Genomic DNA, 17,855 nt, shown 5'->3' on the forward strand with positions numbered 1-17,855 from the left:
CTAAACTTCAAAGGAGGTGGGACTGGGGATGAAAGATTACCGGGAACTTTATATTCAGGGGATTTTGGATATAGCGGAGGAGCATGGGCTGGATTATACGAGGGAGCAGTTGGACCCCATGCCTGAAGACGAGCTGATTGCGCTCCGGGACCGGCTGAGAATGAAATACGAGAACATTCATTTTAAGCGGTACTGCTGAAGGGAGGCAGTTGGATTGTATTGATGAAATATTTCTCCGTTTATGAATTTAATAATGGAGAAAATATCTGGCCATTGTTATAATAGAGACATCTGAGCAGGATCGAAGGGATGTGCGACAAGTGAAAGCAATTGGCCTGGATATTGGCGGAACCTCCATCAAGGGCATGGTGCTCGACGGGAGCGGACAGGTGCTCGACCGCGGTAGAATCGCGACTGATGCGAAGCAGGGAAAAGATCGGATTATGGCTAACATGCATTCGCTCCTGGATGAGCTGCTGCAAAGAAACGGGGATGTATCCGGCATCGGCATCGGCACCGCCGGCCGGGTCAACGTTCATACCGGTAAGATTGTGTATGCGACCGACAATTTGCCGGGCTGGCAGGGAACGGAGCTGAAGGCGATCCTGGATCAGGCATACGGCAGGCCGGTCTTTGTCGATAACGACGCCAACACGGCCCTTGTCGGCGAGGCGTGGCTCGGAGCGGGCAAAGGGATTCCCGACATCACCATGCTCACCCTGGGCACCGGCGTAGGCGGGGCGAACATGGTGGGCTCCGAACTGTTCAGGGGGGCTGGCTGGAACGGCGGTGAATGGGGGCATACCATACTCGTCCCCGGGGGGCGGCCATGCAACTGCGGCCAGCGGGGCTGCGTGGAGCAATATCTGTCCGGGACGGCGCTGGTTTCCCTTGCGGCTGAGGCTGCAAACGTATCCTATCCATCAGGAATTGAGGTGCTGGAGGACTTCAAGCGGGGGCTTCCGGCTGTTGTGAAGGTTGTCAACGAATACGTCCGAAATTTAGGTGTGCTGCTGCACAATATCCATATCGGCCTTAACCCCGGTGCGATCGTCATTGGCGGAGGCTTGACCGATTCACAGGAAATCTGGTGGCCGCTGCTTGATGAAAGTCTCACCAGCTTAAGTCCGGGGATTGATGTCCGCCCGGCACAGCTTGGCAACCAGGCGGGAGCGATCGGGGCGGCCAAGCTGATTTTGAACGAATTGGATAGAGAATAGAAATACATAGCGGGGCGCAGTCATTCGCGTAGAATGCCTGCTTTTTTTTTGCGTTTGACGAAAATTTTTTTGAAAACCGGGTGTATCCCCTTACACCTGCACTGCGCATGATGTAGGGGAAGAGATGCGATTGAGTAATTAGTTCGTATGTCAATTATTTGCTTACGAATATTATTTACAAAAAACATTTTTGGCTGTAAAGTGAAAAGAAGAACATGTACAAGAGAAAGGACGATCCGGCCGTGAACAAGGGAGACTACGAGGATCTGTACGGACAATTTGTATCCAGAACCAGCCGTGCGCTGAACCGTTACATGGCGTTTCATTTGAAGGATGATGATATCACTCCGGAACAATGGACGGTCATAAAGCGGCTCAGTGAACAGGACGGCATCACGCAGAAGGAGCTCGCATGGATTGCGGACAAGGACCAGGCGAACCTGACGAAGATTCTCGACATCCTGGAACGTAAGCAACTCGTACGCCGCAGCCGGAATGAAGAGGACCGGCGGTCGTTTTTGATCTATATCACGGAAGAGGGCAAGCAGCTGCACGGGGAACTGGTCGGGCGGATCAACCGGCTGTACCGGGAAGAGGTGCTCGACGGCATTCCGGAGGCAGAGCTGGCCCTGTTCAACGAGACACTGAAGCGGATCAACCGGAATATCGGCGTGAGCGGTCCCTTTCTTGATGAATATGAGGCTGAGTAGTGATGAAAAGGTATGACGTACCGCCTTGATGGGTGCGAACAAATATGGAGTCTAAGAGAAAGAGATGATGCGAATTGAATTCAATGCATACTTATCCGGGGGGAAGGGCGGTACACAAGGGTCCGGCTCCCGGAACCGTCCGGGACGCGTTCCGCATCCGGCCGCTGCCGCTGCAGTGGTTCCGGGGGATCGGGTCGGCCGTTGCGGCAGGCCTGCCTACGCTGGTCGGCGCGCTGACCGGGCATCTCGATTACGGGCTTTGCGCCTCGATCGGGGGCTTTGCTTTCCTGTACGTGGGGAGCGAAACGTACCGGCAGCGGGCGATTAAGCTGGCCTGCGTAGCCCTGGGCTTGTCCATTACCTTTGGTCTTGGGGCGCTCTCGGCGGCAACCCCGTGGCTGATGGTGCTGCTGTTCGGTTTGATCGGTGCCCTTGCCGTATTCGGCTTTGGCGCGTTTCAAATCGCCGGACCGTCGGCCATGTTCTTCATTCTGACCTTCTCGGTCGGGACGAGTCTGCCGTACGATCTTCATGCCCTGCCGCTGCGAACCCTGCTTGTGCTGACCGGCGGAGCCTTTGCCTGGATGGTGGGGATGAGCGGTTGGCTGCTTCGTCCTCATGGGCCGGAGACCAAAGCGGTTGCGGGGGCTTACCGGGGCCTGGCTGCCTTTGTGGATGCCATCGGAACCGACCTGTACCCGGAGAAAAGATACCAGGCGGCCGTTCAGCTTCGTACCGCTGAAGCTGCCGTGTCCGGCGGGGAGCTGCGCTGGCGCCGGAATTACAGGCCGACGCTGCGCCTGATGGCATTGAGCCGGAAGGCCAATGAAATGTTTATGGCCGCCGTCGAAATCTCGCTGGACCGCCAGGCGGCGAAGGTGCCGGCCGGCACGGCCGCGTCCCTGCTCTCGATTGCGGATCGCTTACAGGATCCGCAGCAGGAGCTGCAGCCCAAGGCGGCTGCGGACATCCCGAACGGGCATGTCCGGCGCTTGTCCGGGCTGCTGAACGAGGCGGCCGCCATCTGCCTGGGCGAAGATGCCGGCCGCGGGACGGTGGAGGAAGTGACCCTTCCTCCCTCTTTTTCCCTGCGCCGTCTCTTGTCTGGCGCCTTGAACCCGCATTCGGCGCTGCTTCATACCTCGCTCAGGTACGGCATCATGATTGCCGCCGCTGCAGCGGTCGCCTACTCGCTGGATTTGAACCGGTCCTACTGGGTGCCGCTCTCCTGCACGGCGGTGATGCTCGGTACGACGGTGCTCGGCACGGCTCACCGGGCTATCCAGCGGACGGCGGGCACCGTCGTCGGACTGTTCCTCGGCGCCTTCCTCCTGTCGCTGCGGCCCGAGGGCATCTATATTGCGCTGATTATGGCCGTTCTTCAATTTATTATCGAACTGATTTACTTGCGCAATTATGCCCTGGCCGTCATCTTCATCACACCGAGCTCGCTGCTGATCGCGGAGAGCAGCCATCCGGATACGGCGGTCAGCTTCTTCATCTCGGCCAGACTGACCGATATTCTGATCGGGAGCGCCATCGGCATCATCGGCATGCTCCTTCTCTGGAGACGCGCTTCCTCCAACAAGCTGCCGCGGGCGCTCGCGGGCGTCATCCGGATGGAAGGCAAATTGCTGGAGAGTATCCTGTCCTCCTCCCCCCCTAACAGGGTTACGACATGGACGAACGAACTGGAAAACGCGCTTATCCGCCTGCGCCTGCTATATGACGGGGCGCTCGCCGAGTCGGTGGGGCGGCGGAATCAGGCCAGCTCCTGGTGGCCTGCGCTCGATGCGGTGCAGCATATCGGTTACGCTCTGATCACGGCAGCGGGGAATGCCCAAAATCATGCTGCAGCGAGAGAAGCGTCATCGGACTACAGCTTGCTGTTTGAACAGATGGCCCAGGCCGCGGAGCGGCAGCTTCCACCTGATCTGGCGAATATCCCTGCGCTCAGCTCCATCCCCGCGCTGCAGATCCGGGACCGCACGGCGCAGTCCCCTGCCTTCAAATCATCATAATCTACCCTCTTCGGCAAGCCATATTAGGACTTCATGTCCCCCCGGCTTGCCCTTTTCTATTCTTCCGCCAGCCCTCAACCTTTACCGCCAACACCAGCCGTTCTTCGACAAAGGACCTTATAGTTGTACTGAAAAAGACTACGCTTTTCGACAAGTTATGACTTGGCCAAGATCATATCGATGAACCGCTGTGCAGGGGGAGAGGACTCCTCTTTCCGGGTGTAGATGGACACCGGATTCGTCATGTGCACGCCGTCGACTTCCACCCGGGAAATGTCGCCCGCCGCGATATGTTCGCGGGTCTCCAGCAGCGATAGAAAGGCCGCGCCGTAGCCCTCCATCACGACCCGCAGCGTTTCGTTCAGACCGTTCATCTGCAGCCCGACCGGCGGGGCGGGCAGATGGCGGGCGGAGCATAAACCGATCAGCTGCTCTCTGCCGAAACTGCCCTCCTCGCGATAGATGAACGGCTCCTGCAGCATCTCTTCCAGGCTGACCCGGGCGCCAGCCAGAGGATGCCGCTTATGCACGATAAAGCACATTTCGTCCTCGTACCAAGGGGTGCGCAGCAGATGCGGATGGTCCAGCCGGATGCCGCCGATAAAGGCGATCTCCGCACGGTAATGCAGCAGCAGATCGGTGGTCTGGCTGGAATTGGCGGTGCTGAGCTCGACGCCGACGCCGGGATAAGCGCGTTTGTAGCGGGCGATCCACTTGGGGAGCAGGAAGTTGGCCGGAAGATAAGTAGCCGCCAAGTGAAGCTTGCCGGCGCCGCCCGCCTTCAGCTGTTCCAAGGTCTCCTCGATATGGCCTTCCAGCTCGAACAGCCGCCGGGCTTCGGCGGCCAGATGCCTGCCGGCCTCCGTCAGCATGACGCCCCGCCCCTGGGGAATCAGCAGGCGGAGCCCGATTTCGCGTTCCAGCTTTTTGACCTGGGCTGTCACGGCGGGCTGACTGAGGTGCAGAGCCTCGGCTGCGAGGGTTACGCTTCCGAGGGAGGCGGCTTGGTAAAAGAGGCGAAGCGCGTGCAGGTTCATGAAAGTTCTCCTTTACATAGAATTAAGGATGATAGCTAAATCATAACTGAAATTTATGTTTTATAAAAAACAATATATTAGATTTATATCATGACGGAGCATATTCTAAGCTTAAATTGCAGGCGGGTGCAACCAAATGAGGAAGCACAACGTCAAAATAGGAGGAATTTGTCAATGAAACTGAAATGCGTGGATTGCGGAAGCAGTTATCGCCTGGAGCCGTTCCGGGTCCGATGCGAGTGCGGCGCGCTGCTGGAAGTGGAGCAGGACCTGGCATGGGTTGATGCCGAGCTTCTGAAGCGGCGGTTTCAGGAACGCCTGTCCGAACGGATGGGGGTCTATGCCAGCGGCGTATGGCGGTACAAAGAATTAATTTTCCCGGAACTTCCGGACGAATATATTGTTTCTAAATATGAAGGCAATACCGGGTTATACGCCGCCGATCAGATTCGCGAAACGCTGGGAATCCGCCAATTGTACTTCAAAGCGCAGAGCGAGAATCCGAGCGGCTCTTTCAAAGATAACGGGATGACCGTGGCCGTGTCGCATGGTCGTTCTCTCGGGTACTCCGCCTTTGCGTGCTCCTCGACGGGAAATACCTCCTCTTCGCTCGCCATGTATGCAGCTATGGGAGGGAGCCGGGCTTATGTATTTGTCCCCGATCGGAAGGTATCGGCAAACAAGGTGCTGCAGACTCAGGCTTACGGGGCCCGGGTCCTCAGCTTTGAGGGCACGTATGATGACGGAATCCGCTTCCTGGAGAAGCGGGGCGAGGAGCTGGGGCTGTACGTCTGCAACTCGGTGAACCCGCTGCGGATCGAGGGACAGAAAAGCATCATTTATGAAATCGCCCAGACACTTGGCTGGAGCTTGCCGGACTGGATCATCATTCCTGGAGGCGCGCTCAGCAACGTATCTGCGCTTGGCAAAGGGCTGATCGATTTGAAAAGCCTCGGGTTCATCTCGTCAGTGCCGCGGATCGCGCTGATCCAGGCGGAAGGGGCCAGTCCCTTCCACCGCATGATGGCTTCGGGAAGCCCGATGCTGACGCCGGAACCCCGGCCGGATACGCTGGCCTCCGCGCTGAACATCGGCAACCCGCCGAGCTGGAAGAAGGCGCGCACCGTGCTGGAGATGAGCAGCGGCGTTACCTGCTCCGTCACCGATGCGGAAATTCTCGCCGCCAAGGCGCGGATCGACCGGAGTGGAATCGGATGCGAGCCTGCATCGGCGGCGACACTCGCCGGATTGCAGAAGCTGATCGCAGAGAAGACGATTACCAAAGATGAGACGGCGGTCTGCATTTTGACGGGAAACCTCCTGAAGGATATCGAGGTTCTGAAGGGGAGCTTTCAGGACGTTCCGGTGGACTTGTCGGGTTCCGGCTGGGAGGCGCTGATACGGTAATTTTAAACCGCGTCTCCTAAAGCCGGCGGAGCGTGCCTGAGGGAATGACCGCAAAACATACGGAGAGCGTTTTTGGGGCATCTTTTATGGAAAGGTTCTTTCGCCCTGTCTTTTGCTTTCTTATATCCGTCACGGGTTTTATGATAACTAGGACTGTGCGGCACCCGCATGATTAGACGTTTTCCAGACACGATTACTAGGATAGGGGCGCATGCTTTTTCATGATCAATAAGCGGAAATTCGTATATTTCGTCCTTTTTCCACTCCTGCTTGTGGGGCTGGTTGTTTCATTAACGCCGGCTTCCCTGTTCCCTGAGGCCGCGACGGCTCAGGTGGATGCTCCCGTGAGGACAGGGGGCAAGGCGGGAACGCAGGACAAGCAAGCGCAGGGCAAGCACACGCAAAGCAAGCATTACGACGTCGTCGTCATCGGCAGCGAAATACAGGGGGTGCTGCTGGCCCGGGAAGCACAAAAACAGGGGCTCAGCGTTCTGATTCTCGATCCGCGGAACAAGCCGGGCGGCGAGCTGATTCAGGGACAGATGATGTTTCTGGACGAGCCGCATGACGCCAAGAAGCGGAGTCTGGTCCAGGGCGAAATCAAAACCCTGTTTGACGGCTATAACAGCGGGAAAATCCGGAAGGAGGCCGATTTTAACCGGTACTATAACCGTCTGATCAAGGGAATTCCGGTTCAAAGCGGAATCACGGTCAAGTCCGTCGCGGTTGCGGCTTCCGGCGGCGGAAAACTGCTGAAATCCTTGACATACCAGGATCTTCAAGGGAACATCTCTACGATTGAGGCGGGCTATTGGCTGGAGAATACGGACTTTAACGCCTTGACCGGCAAGCTGAATGCCAAGCGGATTCCCGGGATGGAACGCATTTCAAAGGTCGGCCATCCCGACTATATGGCGGCCACGATGATGCTTAAGTTCAAGCATGTAAACTGGAGCAAGCTTCACCAGGCCGTGCTGGACGATTACCCATTGACCAACGTCCGGGATAAGTACGGCGGAAATACGTATGTCGATTGGGATTTTGCCACCGGATTCAGCAACATCACGCTCAAATACAAGTCGCGCGATCCGCAGCTGCTGCTGAGAGGAATGAACACCTCTTATCAGAAGGGTGGCGAAGCCATTATGAACTCCCTTCTGATCTTCGACGTCAATCCTTCCGATCCGAAGTCTGTGCAGTCCGCCCTGGATAAAGCGAAGGCAGAAGCGCCGTACATCCTGCAATTTTTGAGGAAGAACATCCCGGGGTTCGACCGGGCCGAGCTGAACGGCTTTCCGGAATATTTGTATATCCGCGACTATAACCGGTTCGAAACGGATTATATTTTGACCTTCTCGGACGTCATGAACAGCAGGATGTTCTGGGATAACGTCAGCATTGGCGGCTATGCGCTGGATCTGCAGGGAACCCGGACGGTGCCAAAGGGCATCCATCTCGGGCAGCCGGACCGCTATGGCATTCCGCTGCGCTCTTTTGAGCTGAAGGGCTATGAGAACGTCCTGGTGACCGGCAAAAATATCGGGGCGGCCATCGAAGCCTATGGCAGTGCGCGCATCATGCCGAACACTGCCCTGGCGGCGCAGACGATCGGCATTATTTTGGGCCGGGAGCTGAAGCAGGGCAAGCGCCTGCACGACCTGAACCAGGGAGATTTCAAACGGATTCATCAGTACTTGAAAAAGGACTATCATATTAAAGTAGCCGGATGAGGAACGCGCTAGGATATTTGGACGCTGTCCCTTGTCCCGGCATGCTCATACGATTCAACCGTTACCCGCTGCGGTAATCCGAATCAACAATTTGTCAGAAAGGCAGGGAGCTTAGGCTTAGGGCTCTCTGCCTTTTTGCGTCGTCCGTGAAAGGCATTTCCTCGGGATCCGCTGCCGCAGGAGAACAACAGCGTCTCGCGGCAGCCTTTTCCATGGAGGTGATTAGAGTCGCTGCAAGGAAGAGGCGAAGCTGGGGGCAGCGGATTGTCTTTTCATGCATTTACAGCGGGTGATGGATCTGCTAGAATAGCGATAAATTAATTGTCAACCATAATAACTTTAAATAGGTTGACAATTAACGAGCGGCAAATAGACCGATGTAACGACTTCACGATACCGAAAATATAACAGTTCGAAGGGATGATAACCTATGCAGAAAGAGACGGTCTTAGGAAGCCCGGTACGGCAGGACTGGCAGGCTCTGGCCGACAAGGCACTGAAAGGGCAGCGGCTTACCATGGAAGAGGGGCTGGCCGTATTAAACGCGCCGAATGAAGAACTTTTGGGACTGATGCAGGCTGCTTTTACGGTGAGAAAGCATTACTACGGCCTGAAGGTGAAGCTCAACATGATCTTAAACGCCAAAAGCGGACTGTGTCCCGAGGACTGCGGTTACTGCTCCCAATCTATCGTATCCACGGCGCCGATCGAGAAGTACAGCCTGCTGGATAAAGAAACGGTGCTTGCCGGAGCGAGGGAGGCACTTGCGCGTAAAGCCGGTACATACTGCATCGTGGCCTCCGGCCGAGGCCCGACGCCGAGGGAACTGGATCAAGTGGTGGAGGCCGTTCAAGAGATCCGGGAGACGATGCCGCTTAAAATTTGCGCCTGCCTGGGACTGCTAAAGGACGGACAGGCCGAGAAATTAGCTGAGGCCGGGGTGCACCGGTACAACCATAATCTCAATACGAGCCAGTCCAATTATAGCCGTATTACTACAACGCACACCTATGACGACCGGGTGGACACGGTCCAGAAGGCCAAAGCTTCCGGCTTGTCCCCCTGCTCCGGGGTCATCATCGGCATGGGCGAAAGCGATGAGGATATCGTCGGCATGGCTTACGCCTTGCGGGAGCTGGACGCCGACTCGATCCCGGTCAATTTTTTGAACGCGATTCCGGGGACGCCATTGGAGCAGGCCGGACGTACGCCCGCGCTGAAGGCGCTGAAGGTGCTGGCTTTGTTCCGGCTGGTGTGCCCTTCCAAGGAAATCCGCGTGGCCGGCGGCCGCGAGCTGAACCTCCGTTCCCTGCAGCCGCTCGCGCTCTACGCAGCCAACTCGGTGTTCGTGGGTGACTATTTGACGACCGAGGGGCAGGATGTGCTGGCAGACCATGCGATGATCGAGGATCTCGGTTTTGAGATCGAGGAGCGGGCGGTCTAGCTGAGAGATGCGGAGACTGTACGCTGGCATACCGGCTGGCGCTGCTATTTACCTTGTACTTCGCTGAGGTGAACGTGCCGCTCCGCTGAAAGCAGTTTGGTACCTGCGTCGACCATAACCGCCTAAAATGAACGTATGTTTCGACAATTTCCCGCATAGGATGAAAGGCCGGAAAAACGACATTTGCCAGCAGGCGATGGAGCCGCTATAATAAACTCATTAATCTATCAGTAAACGGGTGTTTATTAATGCAAATTCTCAAAGATGACGTCCGCCAAAGTATTTTGAACGCCGCACTGGCCGAATTCAAGCAGCACGATTACGCCGATGCCTCCATGCGCCGCATTTCTGCCTCCGCCGGCATGACCACCGGGAACATCTACCGTTATTTTAAAAATAAAGAGGAGCTGTTCGAAGCGCTGGTGGGGCCGGTCTATGAGCGTTGCATCGCCAACATCCTGGTCATCAAGCAGGAAGTGGACCGGAACTTCGCCAAAGGGACGGAGGCGATCGACTGCCTGCATATGGTTGAGAGCATCATCGTCGACCTGTTCGAGGAGTCCAGCGCTGAGCTGATGATTCTGCTTAACCGCAGCACCGGTTCCAAATACGCCGGCGTGAAGGCAAGCATCTGTGCCTTGGTCGTGTCGATCCTGGAGAGCGTGCTTCGCTTCGGTAAGGAAGAGGTTGGCGAGCTGACGCTGGAAGAGAAGCAGACGGCCCAGATGCTGGGCGGGACCGTTGTGGAAGGCGTTTGTCTGATTCTGCGCGATCACGAAGACGGGGAAACGGTCAAACGGCTGGTGAACCAGCTGGTGTATCTGTACTACTTGGGCACGGATCATTGGAATAAAAAAAAGGGATGAATCCATAGGATTCCCTTTTTTTCGCTCAAAAATGAACGCTTGTTTACTAAGGAAGTTGAAGGAGGAAGATCAACAACATGCGGCAAATCATCAAGTGGCGCTGGGCGATTCTGGTGTTATGGCTGGTAGCGACGGTCCTGCTGACCGTGTTCCAGCCCGACGTGAACGCCATTCTCCAGCAGAGAGGCCAGGATCCCCTTGCCGAAGACAGTCCTTCCAAGGTTGCGGGGGCGCTGCTGAATAAAATGACCGGCCAGAGCGGGACCAGCGACATCGTGGTGTTCCATGAAGAAAACAAGCTCACGGATGACGACATGAAGAGCATCGAGAGCGGCGTCATGAACATGAAGGCGAAGCAATCCGAGCTTGGCATCACCGAAGTCCTGGACCCGTTCTCAATGCCCGAAGCCAAATCACAGCTGATTTCGGAGGACGGCACGACCGTGATGGTCAGCTTCAGCCTGGATAAGAACGGGCGGGATATGGAGGAAATCACGGATCAGTTCAATCAGGCGCTCAAGGATGTCAAAGCGACATACTACCTGAGCGGTGAGGATTTTATCCAGAACGACTACATCAAGGCGTCCACGGCAGGAGTGGAGAAAAGCGCGGCGCTGACCGTTATTTTCATTCTGGTCGTGCTCATCGTCATGTTCCGTTCCATCGTGATCCCGTTCGTGTCTCTCCTTGCCGTAGGCATATCCTACCTCTGTTCGATGGGGATCGCGGCGCAGATTATCGATAAAATGAACTTCCCGGTCACCAGTGTGACCCAGATGCTGCTGGTACTCATCCTGTTCGGCATCGGGACGGACTATAATATTCTTCTGTTTAACCGTTTTAAAGAAGAGTTGTCGCATGGCAAATCGGTTGATGAAGCCATCGTCGTTTCCTACAGAACGGCTGGCAAAACGATCGTATACAGCATTCTTACCGTCTTTATTGCCTTTGCAGGACTCAGCTTCTCGGACTTCGGTATCTATAAGTCGGCCAATGTGGTCGCGATCGGCACAGTCATTTTGGTGCTTGAAATTCTGACGCTGACGCCGTTCCTGATGAAGACGCTCGGACCGAAGCTGTTCTGGCCGTCGAAAAAGGTGGCGGGCCACAAGGAAAGCACCTTCTGGGCGAAGCTGACGGCGGTTTCCGTTAAGCATCCGATTATCGTGACGGTCATCATCGTCATTCTGATGATTCCGGTGCTGCTGACCAGCGGACAGAAGCTGTCCTTCGATCAGCTGAAGGAGCTGGGGAACGGCTATCCGTCGACCAAAGGCTTCAGCATCGTGGCCGATCATTTCAGCCGCGGCCAGGCGCTGCCGACGACTGTCGTCATCGAAGACGACAAGCCGATGGACAATACCGACACGCTTGGGGTTATCGATAAGCTGACGGAGAAGTTAAAGGGCATCGACGGGGTCAAATCGGTATCGAGCGTGACCCAGCCGCAGTCGGAGCCGGTGGAGGATTTCTATATCAGCAGCCAGACGGAGACAGTGACGGACGGCATTTCGGCGTCCAAAAAAGGCGTGGACCAGATCAAGGACGGCCTGGACCAGATCGGAGGTAAGCTGACGACTCCGGACTTCTCCAGCGCCAATCAGCTGGTGTCGGGTACGGGGCAGGTCAAGCAGGGCTACGATCAAATTACGGACGCGATCTCGCAGGTATCCGGCGGCATCAAGCAGGGGGCAAGCGGCGCATCGGAGCTCAGCAAGGGCATCGCAAAGCTTGAAGCCGGTATGAACACGGTCAGCACCAATACGTCCAAAATCAATCAAGGACTCTCGGAGCTGTCCAAGGGATATGCGTCGCTCGCAGGCGGCTATGAGCAGGTATCCGGACAGATTCCGCAGATTCAGCAGGGGCTTGCCGGCATGAATACGCTGATCGGCAATCTGGGCGAGAGCCACAGCGAGCTGGCCGAGGATCCGAACTATATTCAGCTGAAGCAGACCGGCGAAGGACTCGTTACCGGTTTGGCACAGCTGGACGGCGGTCTCAAAGAGCTGAATGCGAATTATGGCAAGCTGAACGCATCCTTCGCCCAGGCCTCCGGCGGCTTAGGCCAAATTGCCGCGGCGCAGAAGCAAATGGCCGCCGGCCTGGCAGCGCTGGAGCAAGGGGCGGACCAGTTGGCCAAGGGATTGCGTCAAGGCAGCAGCGGCAGCCAGGAAATTGCCGCGAACATGAAGAAGCTAAACGCTGCGCTGGGCAGCGTCCAAAGCGGGCAGCAACAGCTGCTGAGCGGACTTTCCAGCCTCTCGGGCGGCATGTCCCAGCTGAAGGAAGGCATCGACCAGAGCGGTAACGGATTGGGCGACATCTCCGATGGTCTTGGCAAGACCAATGACTTCCTGACCCAGCTGAACAGCTCGAAGACATTCTTTATTCCGCGTGAGGCGCTGGAGAACGAAGACTTCCAGCAGGCGGTGGATGCTTTCATGTCTAAGGACCGCACGATTACGAAGCTGATCGTCATTCTGAACGACGATCCGTATTCCCCGGCGGCCATGGACACGATCGAGAAGATCAACGACGAAGTCTCCGGTACACTGAAGGGAACCGTGCTCGGGAATGCCACATTCGGGGCGGCCGGACCTAGCTCGACCACCTACGATACAAACAAGGCTCAGATCAGTTCCTTCAACAGCACGGCGGTTATCGTCATCGTTAGCGTGTTCGTCGTTCTGCTGTTCGTGATCCGGTCTTTCTGGCCGTCGGTCTTTATCGTATTGTCGCTTGTCGCTTCCTACTACGTGGCGATGAGCGCCTCGAAATTCGTGACGACCTATATCATCGGGGCGGAAGGGGTATCGTCCTTCGTGCCATTCTTCTCCTTCATTGTGATCGTCGCGGTCGGCGTGGATTACAGCATCTTCCTGATGGAACGCTACAAGGAAAACGGGGAGTTGTCTCCGGGAGAAGGGATCGTCAGGGCAGCCCGGAGCGTCGGCGGCGTCATTATTTCCGCCATGGTCATTCTCGGCGGAACGTTCGCTACGCTGATGCCTTCGGGGCTCGTTCTCTTGATCGAGCTGGCCGCAGCCGTGATCGTCGGTCTCGTCGTGCTCTGTTTCATCCTGCTGCCGATGCTGGTTCCGGCCTTGATCGTGCTGCCGGAAACCCTGTCGCGCGGGCGGTCCCGCAAGCAGCAGATGGCCCATGTCAGCGGGAAAGACTCCACGCTGGATTCCTAATAACTTGTAAACGTATGAACGCGATGTGTACAGACAATATTATGTACACAGCAAAAAGACCGGAAGAGGCTGCAGCCCTCTTCCGGTCTTTATATATATCAAGGCTTCACGCGGCGCGTTGTCCCGGGGGTGGGGCGGGACCGCATTAAACCAGTGTTTTCAGTGCTTCCGCTGTGAATGGTGCGAGCTCGTCAATGCGCCCTTCACGCACTTTCGTTGCCCAAGCGGGATCCGCAAGCAATGCACGGCCGACGGCAACAAGGTCGAATTCGCCGTTCTCCAGGCGTTCCAGAAGATCGTCGATATCCTTGCTGCCTGCGCCTTTGCCTTCGGTGAACAGGCTCGTGAACGCTTCATCCAGTCCAACGGATCCGACGGTAATGGCCGGTTTGCCCGTCAGCTTCTTGGCCCAGCCGGCGAAGTTCAGGTCGGACCCTTCATACTCCGGCTCCCAGAAACGGCGGGTCGAGCAGTGGAATACGTCGACGCCGGCGTCAGACAAGGCGCCAAGCAGCTCCCCAAGGTCTTCCGGTGTTGGAGCGAGCCTTGCGTCGTATTGGTTCGTTTTCCATTGGGAGAGGCGCAGCACGACAGGGAAATCCGGTCCTACGGCACGGCGGACGGCTTCCACCACTTCAATCGCAAAGCGTGCGCGCTTCATCATGTCGCCGCCGTAGCGGTCCGTGCGGCGGTTCGTTCGTTCCCACAGGAACTGGTCGATCAAATAACCATGAGCACCATGGATTTCCACGCCGTCAAACCCGATCCGTTTAGCATTGGCAGCCGCGTCGGCATAAGCTTGAATCACATAGGCGATTTCTTCTTCCGTCATCGGTTCGGAAACCTGATTGCCGTTCAGATCAAGGCCCGAAGGACCGATCGGCATCGCTTCCGGGTTCGGCTCAGCGCCGACCGGGCGGGTCATGCCGATGTGCCAGATTTGCGGCATGATTTTGCCTCCTGCTTCATGAACCTGCTTGACCACTTCGGCCCATCCGTTCATGGCGTCTTCACCGAAAAATCTCGGGATGTTCGGGCTGTCGGTGGACGCCGGGTGGTCGATTACCGTACCTTCGGTAATGATAAGGCCGACGTTGTTCTCGGCCCGGCGGCGGTAATAGGCCGCCACGTCCGGACCCGGTACCCCGTTCGGGGAGAATCCGCGGGTCATGGGAGCCATGACGATACGGGTGGGCAGCGTCAGGCTGCCAATGGTAAACGGTTCGAATAAAGCTGCGGTGGAACGGGAATGCTGTGAATTGCTGCTCATGTATAGATGTCCTCCAATATGCTGGGAATTGTATTTTTATATATTTCCATAAAAATAGATATATATGATGAAAAGAAGGAGCTTTAAAGCCAAAAGGTTCAGATGTGTATGTACCATATGTCATTTTAGCCTAAAGTTCCTTCTTGAGTTGTTCGATAAAACGATTGATACCCTCCTCATTGCGTCTATAGTAGGTCCACTGGCCGGCCCGGTGGGATTCCAGCAAGCCAGCCTTTTGCAATTTCACCAGGTAGCCTGAAACAACCGACTGTGCAAGCCCTGTTTTCTGCGAAATGCTGCCGACGCAAATGCCGCCCTTGAAATTACAGGATGCCGGCATATGCTCCTGAGGATCAAAATGCTCCTCCGGATGCTTCAGCCATTCGAGAATTTTAAACCGGGTCTCGTTTGATAGTGCTTTAATGGTTAATAAGGTATCCATGACTTTATTATATCTATTTTTATAGAAATGTAAATATGGTTTGGTAAAAAAGTTTGGAATCCGGAAAATGCCTCTGCAGCACGGCTTTTAATAAATGTATCGCAAATGGCCAGGTTAGTTTTCCCGTTTGGGCGTATCTTCATTCGGGTAAATAACGGGTGTAAATACTCGGACACCGTCCGTAACCGACCAGGAGGGGATGCATTGATGAACCGTAAGAACGAGCAGCAGCCGCAGAAGGATATCAAGGACAGCCAGCTGGAGGAATTCCGCGTCAGCGATGCGGGCGAGGCCATGACTACCAATCAGGGCGTTCGGGTCTCTGAGGACGAACATTCGCTCAAAGCAGGCGAACGCGGGCCGACGTTAATGGAGGATTTTCATTTCCGGGAGAAAATGACCCACTTTGACCATGAGCGTATCCCTGAGCGTGTGGTTCATGCCCGGGGCTTTGGCGCGCACGGTTATTTTCAGGTGTATAAGCCGATGACGCAGTACACCAAGGCGAAGTTTCTGCAGGACCCATCGATAAAAACGCCGGTTTTCGTGCGTTTTTCCACCGTGGCCGGTTCCCACGGCTCGGCTGATACGGTGCGGGACGCCCGGGGCTTTGCCACCAAGTTTTATACGGAAGACGGCAACTTCGACCTCGTAGGCAACAACATTCCCGTTTTCTTCATTCAGGATGCGCTGAAATTTCCTGACTTGGTGCATGCGTTCAAGCCGGAGCCCCATAACGAAATTCCGCAGGCGTCAACGGCCCATGATACGCATTGGGATTTTGTCGCCAATAACACGGAATCGGCCCACATGATCATGTGGACGATGTCGGACCGGGCGATTCCGCGCAGCTACCGGATGATGGAAGGGTTCGGCGTACATACCTTCCGGTTTGTCAATGACAAGGGCGAAGCGCATTTCGTGAAATTCCATTGGAAGCCGCTGCTGGGCGTGCATTCCCTGGTCTGGGACGAAGCGCAGAAAATCGCCGGCAAGGATCCCGACTTTCACCGCCGCGACCTGTGGGAAGCGATTGAAATGGGCAGCTATCCTGAATATGAGTTTGGCGTGCAAATCATCCGGGAGGATGAGGAGTTCAACTTCGATTTCGATATTCTTGACCCGACCAAAATATGGCCGGAGGAGCTCATCCCCGTTCAGCGCATCGGGAAGATGACGCTGAACCGCAACGTGGACAATGTGTTCGCCGAAACGGAGCAGGCGGCATTTCACGTCGGCAACGTCGTGCCGGGAATCGATTTTTCCAACGACCCGCTGCTGCAGGGACGCCTGTTCTCTTATACCGATACGCAGCTGATCCGTCTGGGCGGACCGAACTTCCACGAAATTCCCATCAACCGGCCGGTGGCGGAGATCCATAACAACCAGCGCGACGGATACCACCGCATGACGATCAACCGGGGCCAAACCAGCTATCATAAAAATTCCCTTGGAAACAACGATCCCCGTCCGGTTTCGGAGCAGGAGGGCGGATACACCCATTATCAGGAAAAGGTGGAGGGGCGCAAGGTCCGGGCGCGCAGTGACAGCTTCAAGGACCACTACAACCAGGCCAAGCTGTTCTGGAACAGCATGTCCGACGTGGAGAAGCAGCATATCATTAAAGCCTTCCGTTTTGAAGTGGGCAAGGTCAAAAGCAAAAGCGTACAGCAGCAGGTCGTCGATATGTTCGGCAACGTGGACTTGATGCTGGCCGAGCAAATCGCCCTTGGCGTCGGCGTCAACCCGCCGAAGGCTGGAGAAGAAGCCTCCGGAGCGACCGTGGCGGGAGGTGCCGAAACCCAGGCCTCTCCGGCGCTGAGCCAGCTTCATACCGCCATGTCTCCGGCTACACGTAAGGTGGCGGTGCTGGCCGCTGACGGATTCGACGCAGACGAAATGAAAGCCGTCCTCGCCGCTTTCGCTGAAGCGGGTGTCGTTCCGGAAGTCGTCAGCGAGAATCTGGGGATGATCGCCGGAACCGACGGCAGCCAGCTGGAGGTCATGCATACCTTCCTGACGGCCGACTCCGTGCTGTTTGACGCCGTCTATGTAGCCGGCGGGGAGGAGAACATCGCCAAGCTGCAAGGCGTCAAAGAGGCGGTCAATTTCGTGACGGAAGCCTACAACCATTTCAAAACCGTAGGCGCTTCCGCGCTGGCGACCGGACTGCTGTCCGGCTCAGGCATTCATTTGGCTGACGCTTCGGCATCTTCCGGCCACCTGGCATCTCCGGGCGAGGATACCGGACTGGTGATCCACAAGGAAACGGAAGACGGCGGCGTCTTTGCCCGGCAGCTGGTCGACGCCATCGCCTTGCACCGCCATTGGGGCCGGGAAATGCAGATGATTTCTCCAGCGAAGTGAATCGATTGAGAATATAAATGAACAAAAAGATGGTCCGGCTCCGCTCGTTTCGGGGCCGGATTTTTTTATAGCATTCAGCGTTGTTCCGATACCTGGACGCCGAATCTGACCGTTCGTGCTAATGCTCATTCCGTCCCGATT

13 protein-coding genes are annotated in these 17,855 nt (G+C 56.1%); 10 read left to right on the plus strand and 3 right to left on the minus strand.

What is annotated here, in order from left to right; all coding sequences use genetic code 11:
- Positions 1-28: 28 nt before the first annotated feature.
- From FHS19_RS26520 to FHS19_RS26535, 4 genes are all read left to right on the plus strand, one after another.
- A complete protein-coding gene (locus FHS19_RS26520; protein ID WP_183584792.1) occupies positions 29-199 on the plus strand; it encodes a hypothetical protein in 171 nt (56 codons plus the stop codon).
- A gap of 121 nt (positions 200-320) precedes the next feature.
- Positions 321-1,220 carry an ROK family protein gene (locus tag FHS19_RS26525; RefSeq protein ID WP_312887340.1) on the plus strand — a complete coding sequence of 300 codons (900 nt, stop codon included), beginning with the start codon at positions 321-323 and terminating at the stop codon, positions 1,218-1,220.
- 215 nt (positions 1,221-1,435) lie between these two features.
- A complete protein-coding gene (locus tag FHS19_RS26530; RefSeq protein ID WP_183584793.1) occupies positions 1,436-1,930 on the plus strand; it encodes a MarR family winged helix-turn-helix transcriptional regulator in 495 nt (164 codons plus the stop codon).
- Positions 1,931-2,013: 83 nt separating this feature from the next.
- Positions 2,014-3,951: an FUSC family protein gene (locus tag FHS19_RS26535; RefSeq protein WP_246426852.1), complete on the plus strand. Its 1,938-nt coding sequence runs from the start codon at positions 2,014-2,016 to the stop codon at positions 3,949-3,951.
- A gap of 155 nt (positions 3,952-4,106) precedes the next feature.
- Here the strand turns inward: FHS19_RS26535 and FHS19_RS26540 are convergent, their stop codons facing one another.
- Positions 4,107-4,988 (minus strand): LysR family transcriptional regulator, encoded by an 882-nt coding sequence (locus tag FHS19_RS26540; protein WP_183584795.1) that lies wholly within the window; start codon positions 4,986-4,988, stop codon positions 4,107-4,109.
- A gap of 174 nt (positions 4,989-5,162) precedes the next feature.
- On the opposite strand from FHS19_RS26540, the gene thrC reads away from it, so the two are divergent.
- The 5 genes from thrC (at position 5,163) to FHS19_RS26565 (ending at position 13,635) form a co-directional block, all read left to right on the plus strand.
- Positions 5,163-6,395: a threonine synthase gene (gene thrC, locus FHS19_RS26545; RefSeq protein WP_183584796.1), complete on the plus strand. Its 1,233-nt coding sequence runs from the start codon at positions 5,163-5,165 to the stop codon at positions 6,393-6,395.
- Between the two features lie 221 nt (positions 6,396-6,616).
- Positions 6,617-8,125 (plus strand): FAD-dependent oxidoreductase, encoded by a 1,509-nt coding sequence (locus FHS19_RS26550; RefSeq protein WP_183584797.1) that lies wholly within the window; start codon positions 6,617-6,619, stop codon positions 8,123-8,125.
- A 430-nt stretch (positions 8,126-8,555) separates the two neighbouring features.
- The gene (gene bioB / locus FHS19_RS26555) at positions 8,556-9,569 is read left to right on the plus strand and encodes a biotin synthase BioB (protein WP_183584798.1); all 1,014 of its coding nucleotides are present in this window, start codon (positions 8,556-8,558) and stop codon (positions 9,567-9,569) included.
- 248 nt (positions 9,570-9,817) lie between these two features.
- Positions 9,818-10,435 carry a TetR/AcrR family transcriptional regulator gene (locus FHS19_RS26560; protein ID WP_183584799.1) on the plus strand — a complete coding sequence of 206 codons (618 nt, stop codon included), beginning with the start codon at positions 9,818-9,820 and terminating at the stop codon, positions 10,433-10,435.
- Between the two features lie 77 nt (positions 10,436-10,512).
- On the plus strand, positions 10,513-13,635 hold the full coding sequence (locus FHS19_RS26565) for an MMPL family transporter (protein WP_183584800.1): 3,123 nt from the start codon (positions 10,513-10,515) through the stop codon (positions 13,633-13,635).
- Between the two features lie 145 nt (positions 13,636-13,780).
- Here FHS19_RS26565 and FHS19_RS26570 read toward each other — a convergent pair whose 3' ends face one another.
- Together FHS19_RS26570 and FHS19_RS26575 are read right to left on the minus strand one after the other, a co-directional pair.
- Positions 13,781-14,905, minus strand: a complete 1,125-nt coding sequence (locus FHS19_RS26570; RefSeq protein ID WP_183584801.1) for an NADH:flavin oxidoreductase — start codon at positions 14,903-14,905, stop codon at positions 13,781-13,783.
- Positions 14,906-15,035: 130 nt separating this feature from the next.
- Complete coding sequence (locus FHS19_RS26575) at positions 15,036-15,347, minus strand: ArsR/SmtB family transcription factor (RefSeq protein ID WP_105445588.1); 312 nt, start codon at positions 15,345-15,347, stop codon at positions 15,036-15,038.
- Positions 15,348-15,554: 207 nt separating this feature from the next.
- Between FHS19_RS26575 and FHS19_RS26580 the strand changes: the two genes are divergently transcribed.
- Positions 15,555-17,714, plus strand: a complete 2,160-nt coding sequence (locus FHS19_RS26580; protein ID WP_183584802.1) for a catalase — start codon at positions 15,555-15,557, stop codon at positions 17,712-17,714.
- Positions 17,715-17,855 lie beyond the last annotated feature (141 nt).

This window comes from Paenibacillus rhizosphaerae, assembly GCF_014192015.1.
In the GTDB taxonomy this organism is placed as follows: Bacteria; Bacillota; Bacilli; order Paenibacillales; family Paenibacillaceae; genus Paenibacillus_AQ; species Paenibacillus_AQ rhizosphaerae.

What these genes read in the sequence shown, in the direction of transcription:
- FHS19_RS26520 (WP_183584792.1), top strand. Translation starts at nt 29, where the DNA reads ATGAAAGATTACCGGGAACTTTATATTCAGGGGATTTTGGATATAGCG.
- FHS19_RS26530 (WP_183584793.1), top strand. Translation starts at nt 1,436, where the DNA reads ATGTACAAGAGAAAGGACGATCCGGCCGTGAACAAGGGAGACTACGAG.
- FHS19_RS26535 (WP_246426852.1), top strand. Translation starts at nt 2,014, where the DNA reads ATGCATACTTATCCGGGGGGAAGGGCGGTACACAAGGGTCCGGCTCCC.
- FHS19_RS26540 (WP_183584795.1), bottom strand. Translation starts at nt 4,988, where the DNA reads ATGAACCTGCACGCGCTTCGCCTCTTTTACCAAGCCGCCTCCCTCGGA.
- thrC (WP_183584796.1), top strand. Translation starts at nt 5,163, where the DNA reads ATGAAACTGAAATGCGTGGATTGCGGAAGCAGTTATCGCCTGGAGCCG.
- FHS19_RS26550 (WP_183584797.1), top strand. Translation starts at nt 6,617, where the DNA reads ATGATCAATAAGCGGAAATTCGTATATTTCGTCCTTTTTCCACTCCTG.
- bioB (WP_183584798.1), top strand. Translation starts at nt 8,556, where the DNA reads ATGCAGAAAGAGACGGTCTTAGGAAGCCCGGTACGGCAGGACTGGCAG.
- FHS19_RS26560 (WP_183584799.1), top strand. Translation starts at nt 9,818, where the DNA reads ATGCAAATTCTCAAAGATGACGTCCGCCAAAGTATTTTGAACGCCGCA.
- FHS19_RS26565 (WP_183584800.1), top strand. Translation starts at nt 10,513, where the DNA reads ATGCGGCAAATCATCAAGTGGCGCTGGGCGATTCTGGTGTTATGGCTG.
- FHS19_RS26570 (WP_183584801.1), bottom strand. Translation starts at nt 14,905, where the DNA reads ATGAGCAGCAATTCACAGCATTCCCGTTCCACCGCAGCTTTATTCGAA.
- FHS19_RS26575 (WP_105445588.1), bottom strand. Translation starts at nt 15,347, where the DNA reads ATGGATACCTTATTAACCATTAAAGCACTATCAAACGAGACCCGGTTT.
- FHS19_RS26580 (WP_183584802.1), top strand. Translation starts at nt 15,555, where the DNA reads ATGAACCGTAAGAACGAGCAGCAGCCGCAGAAGGATATCAAGGACAGC.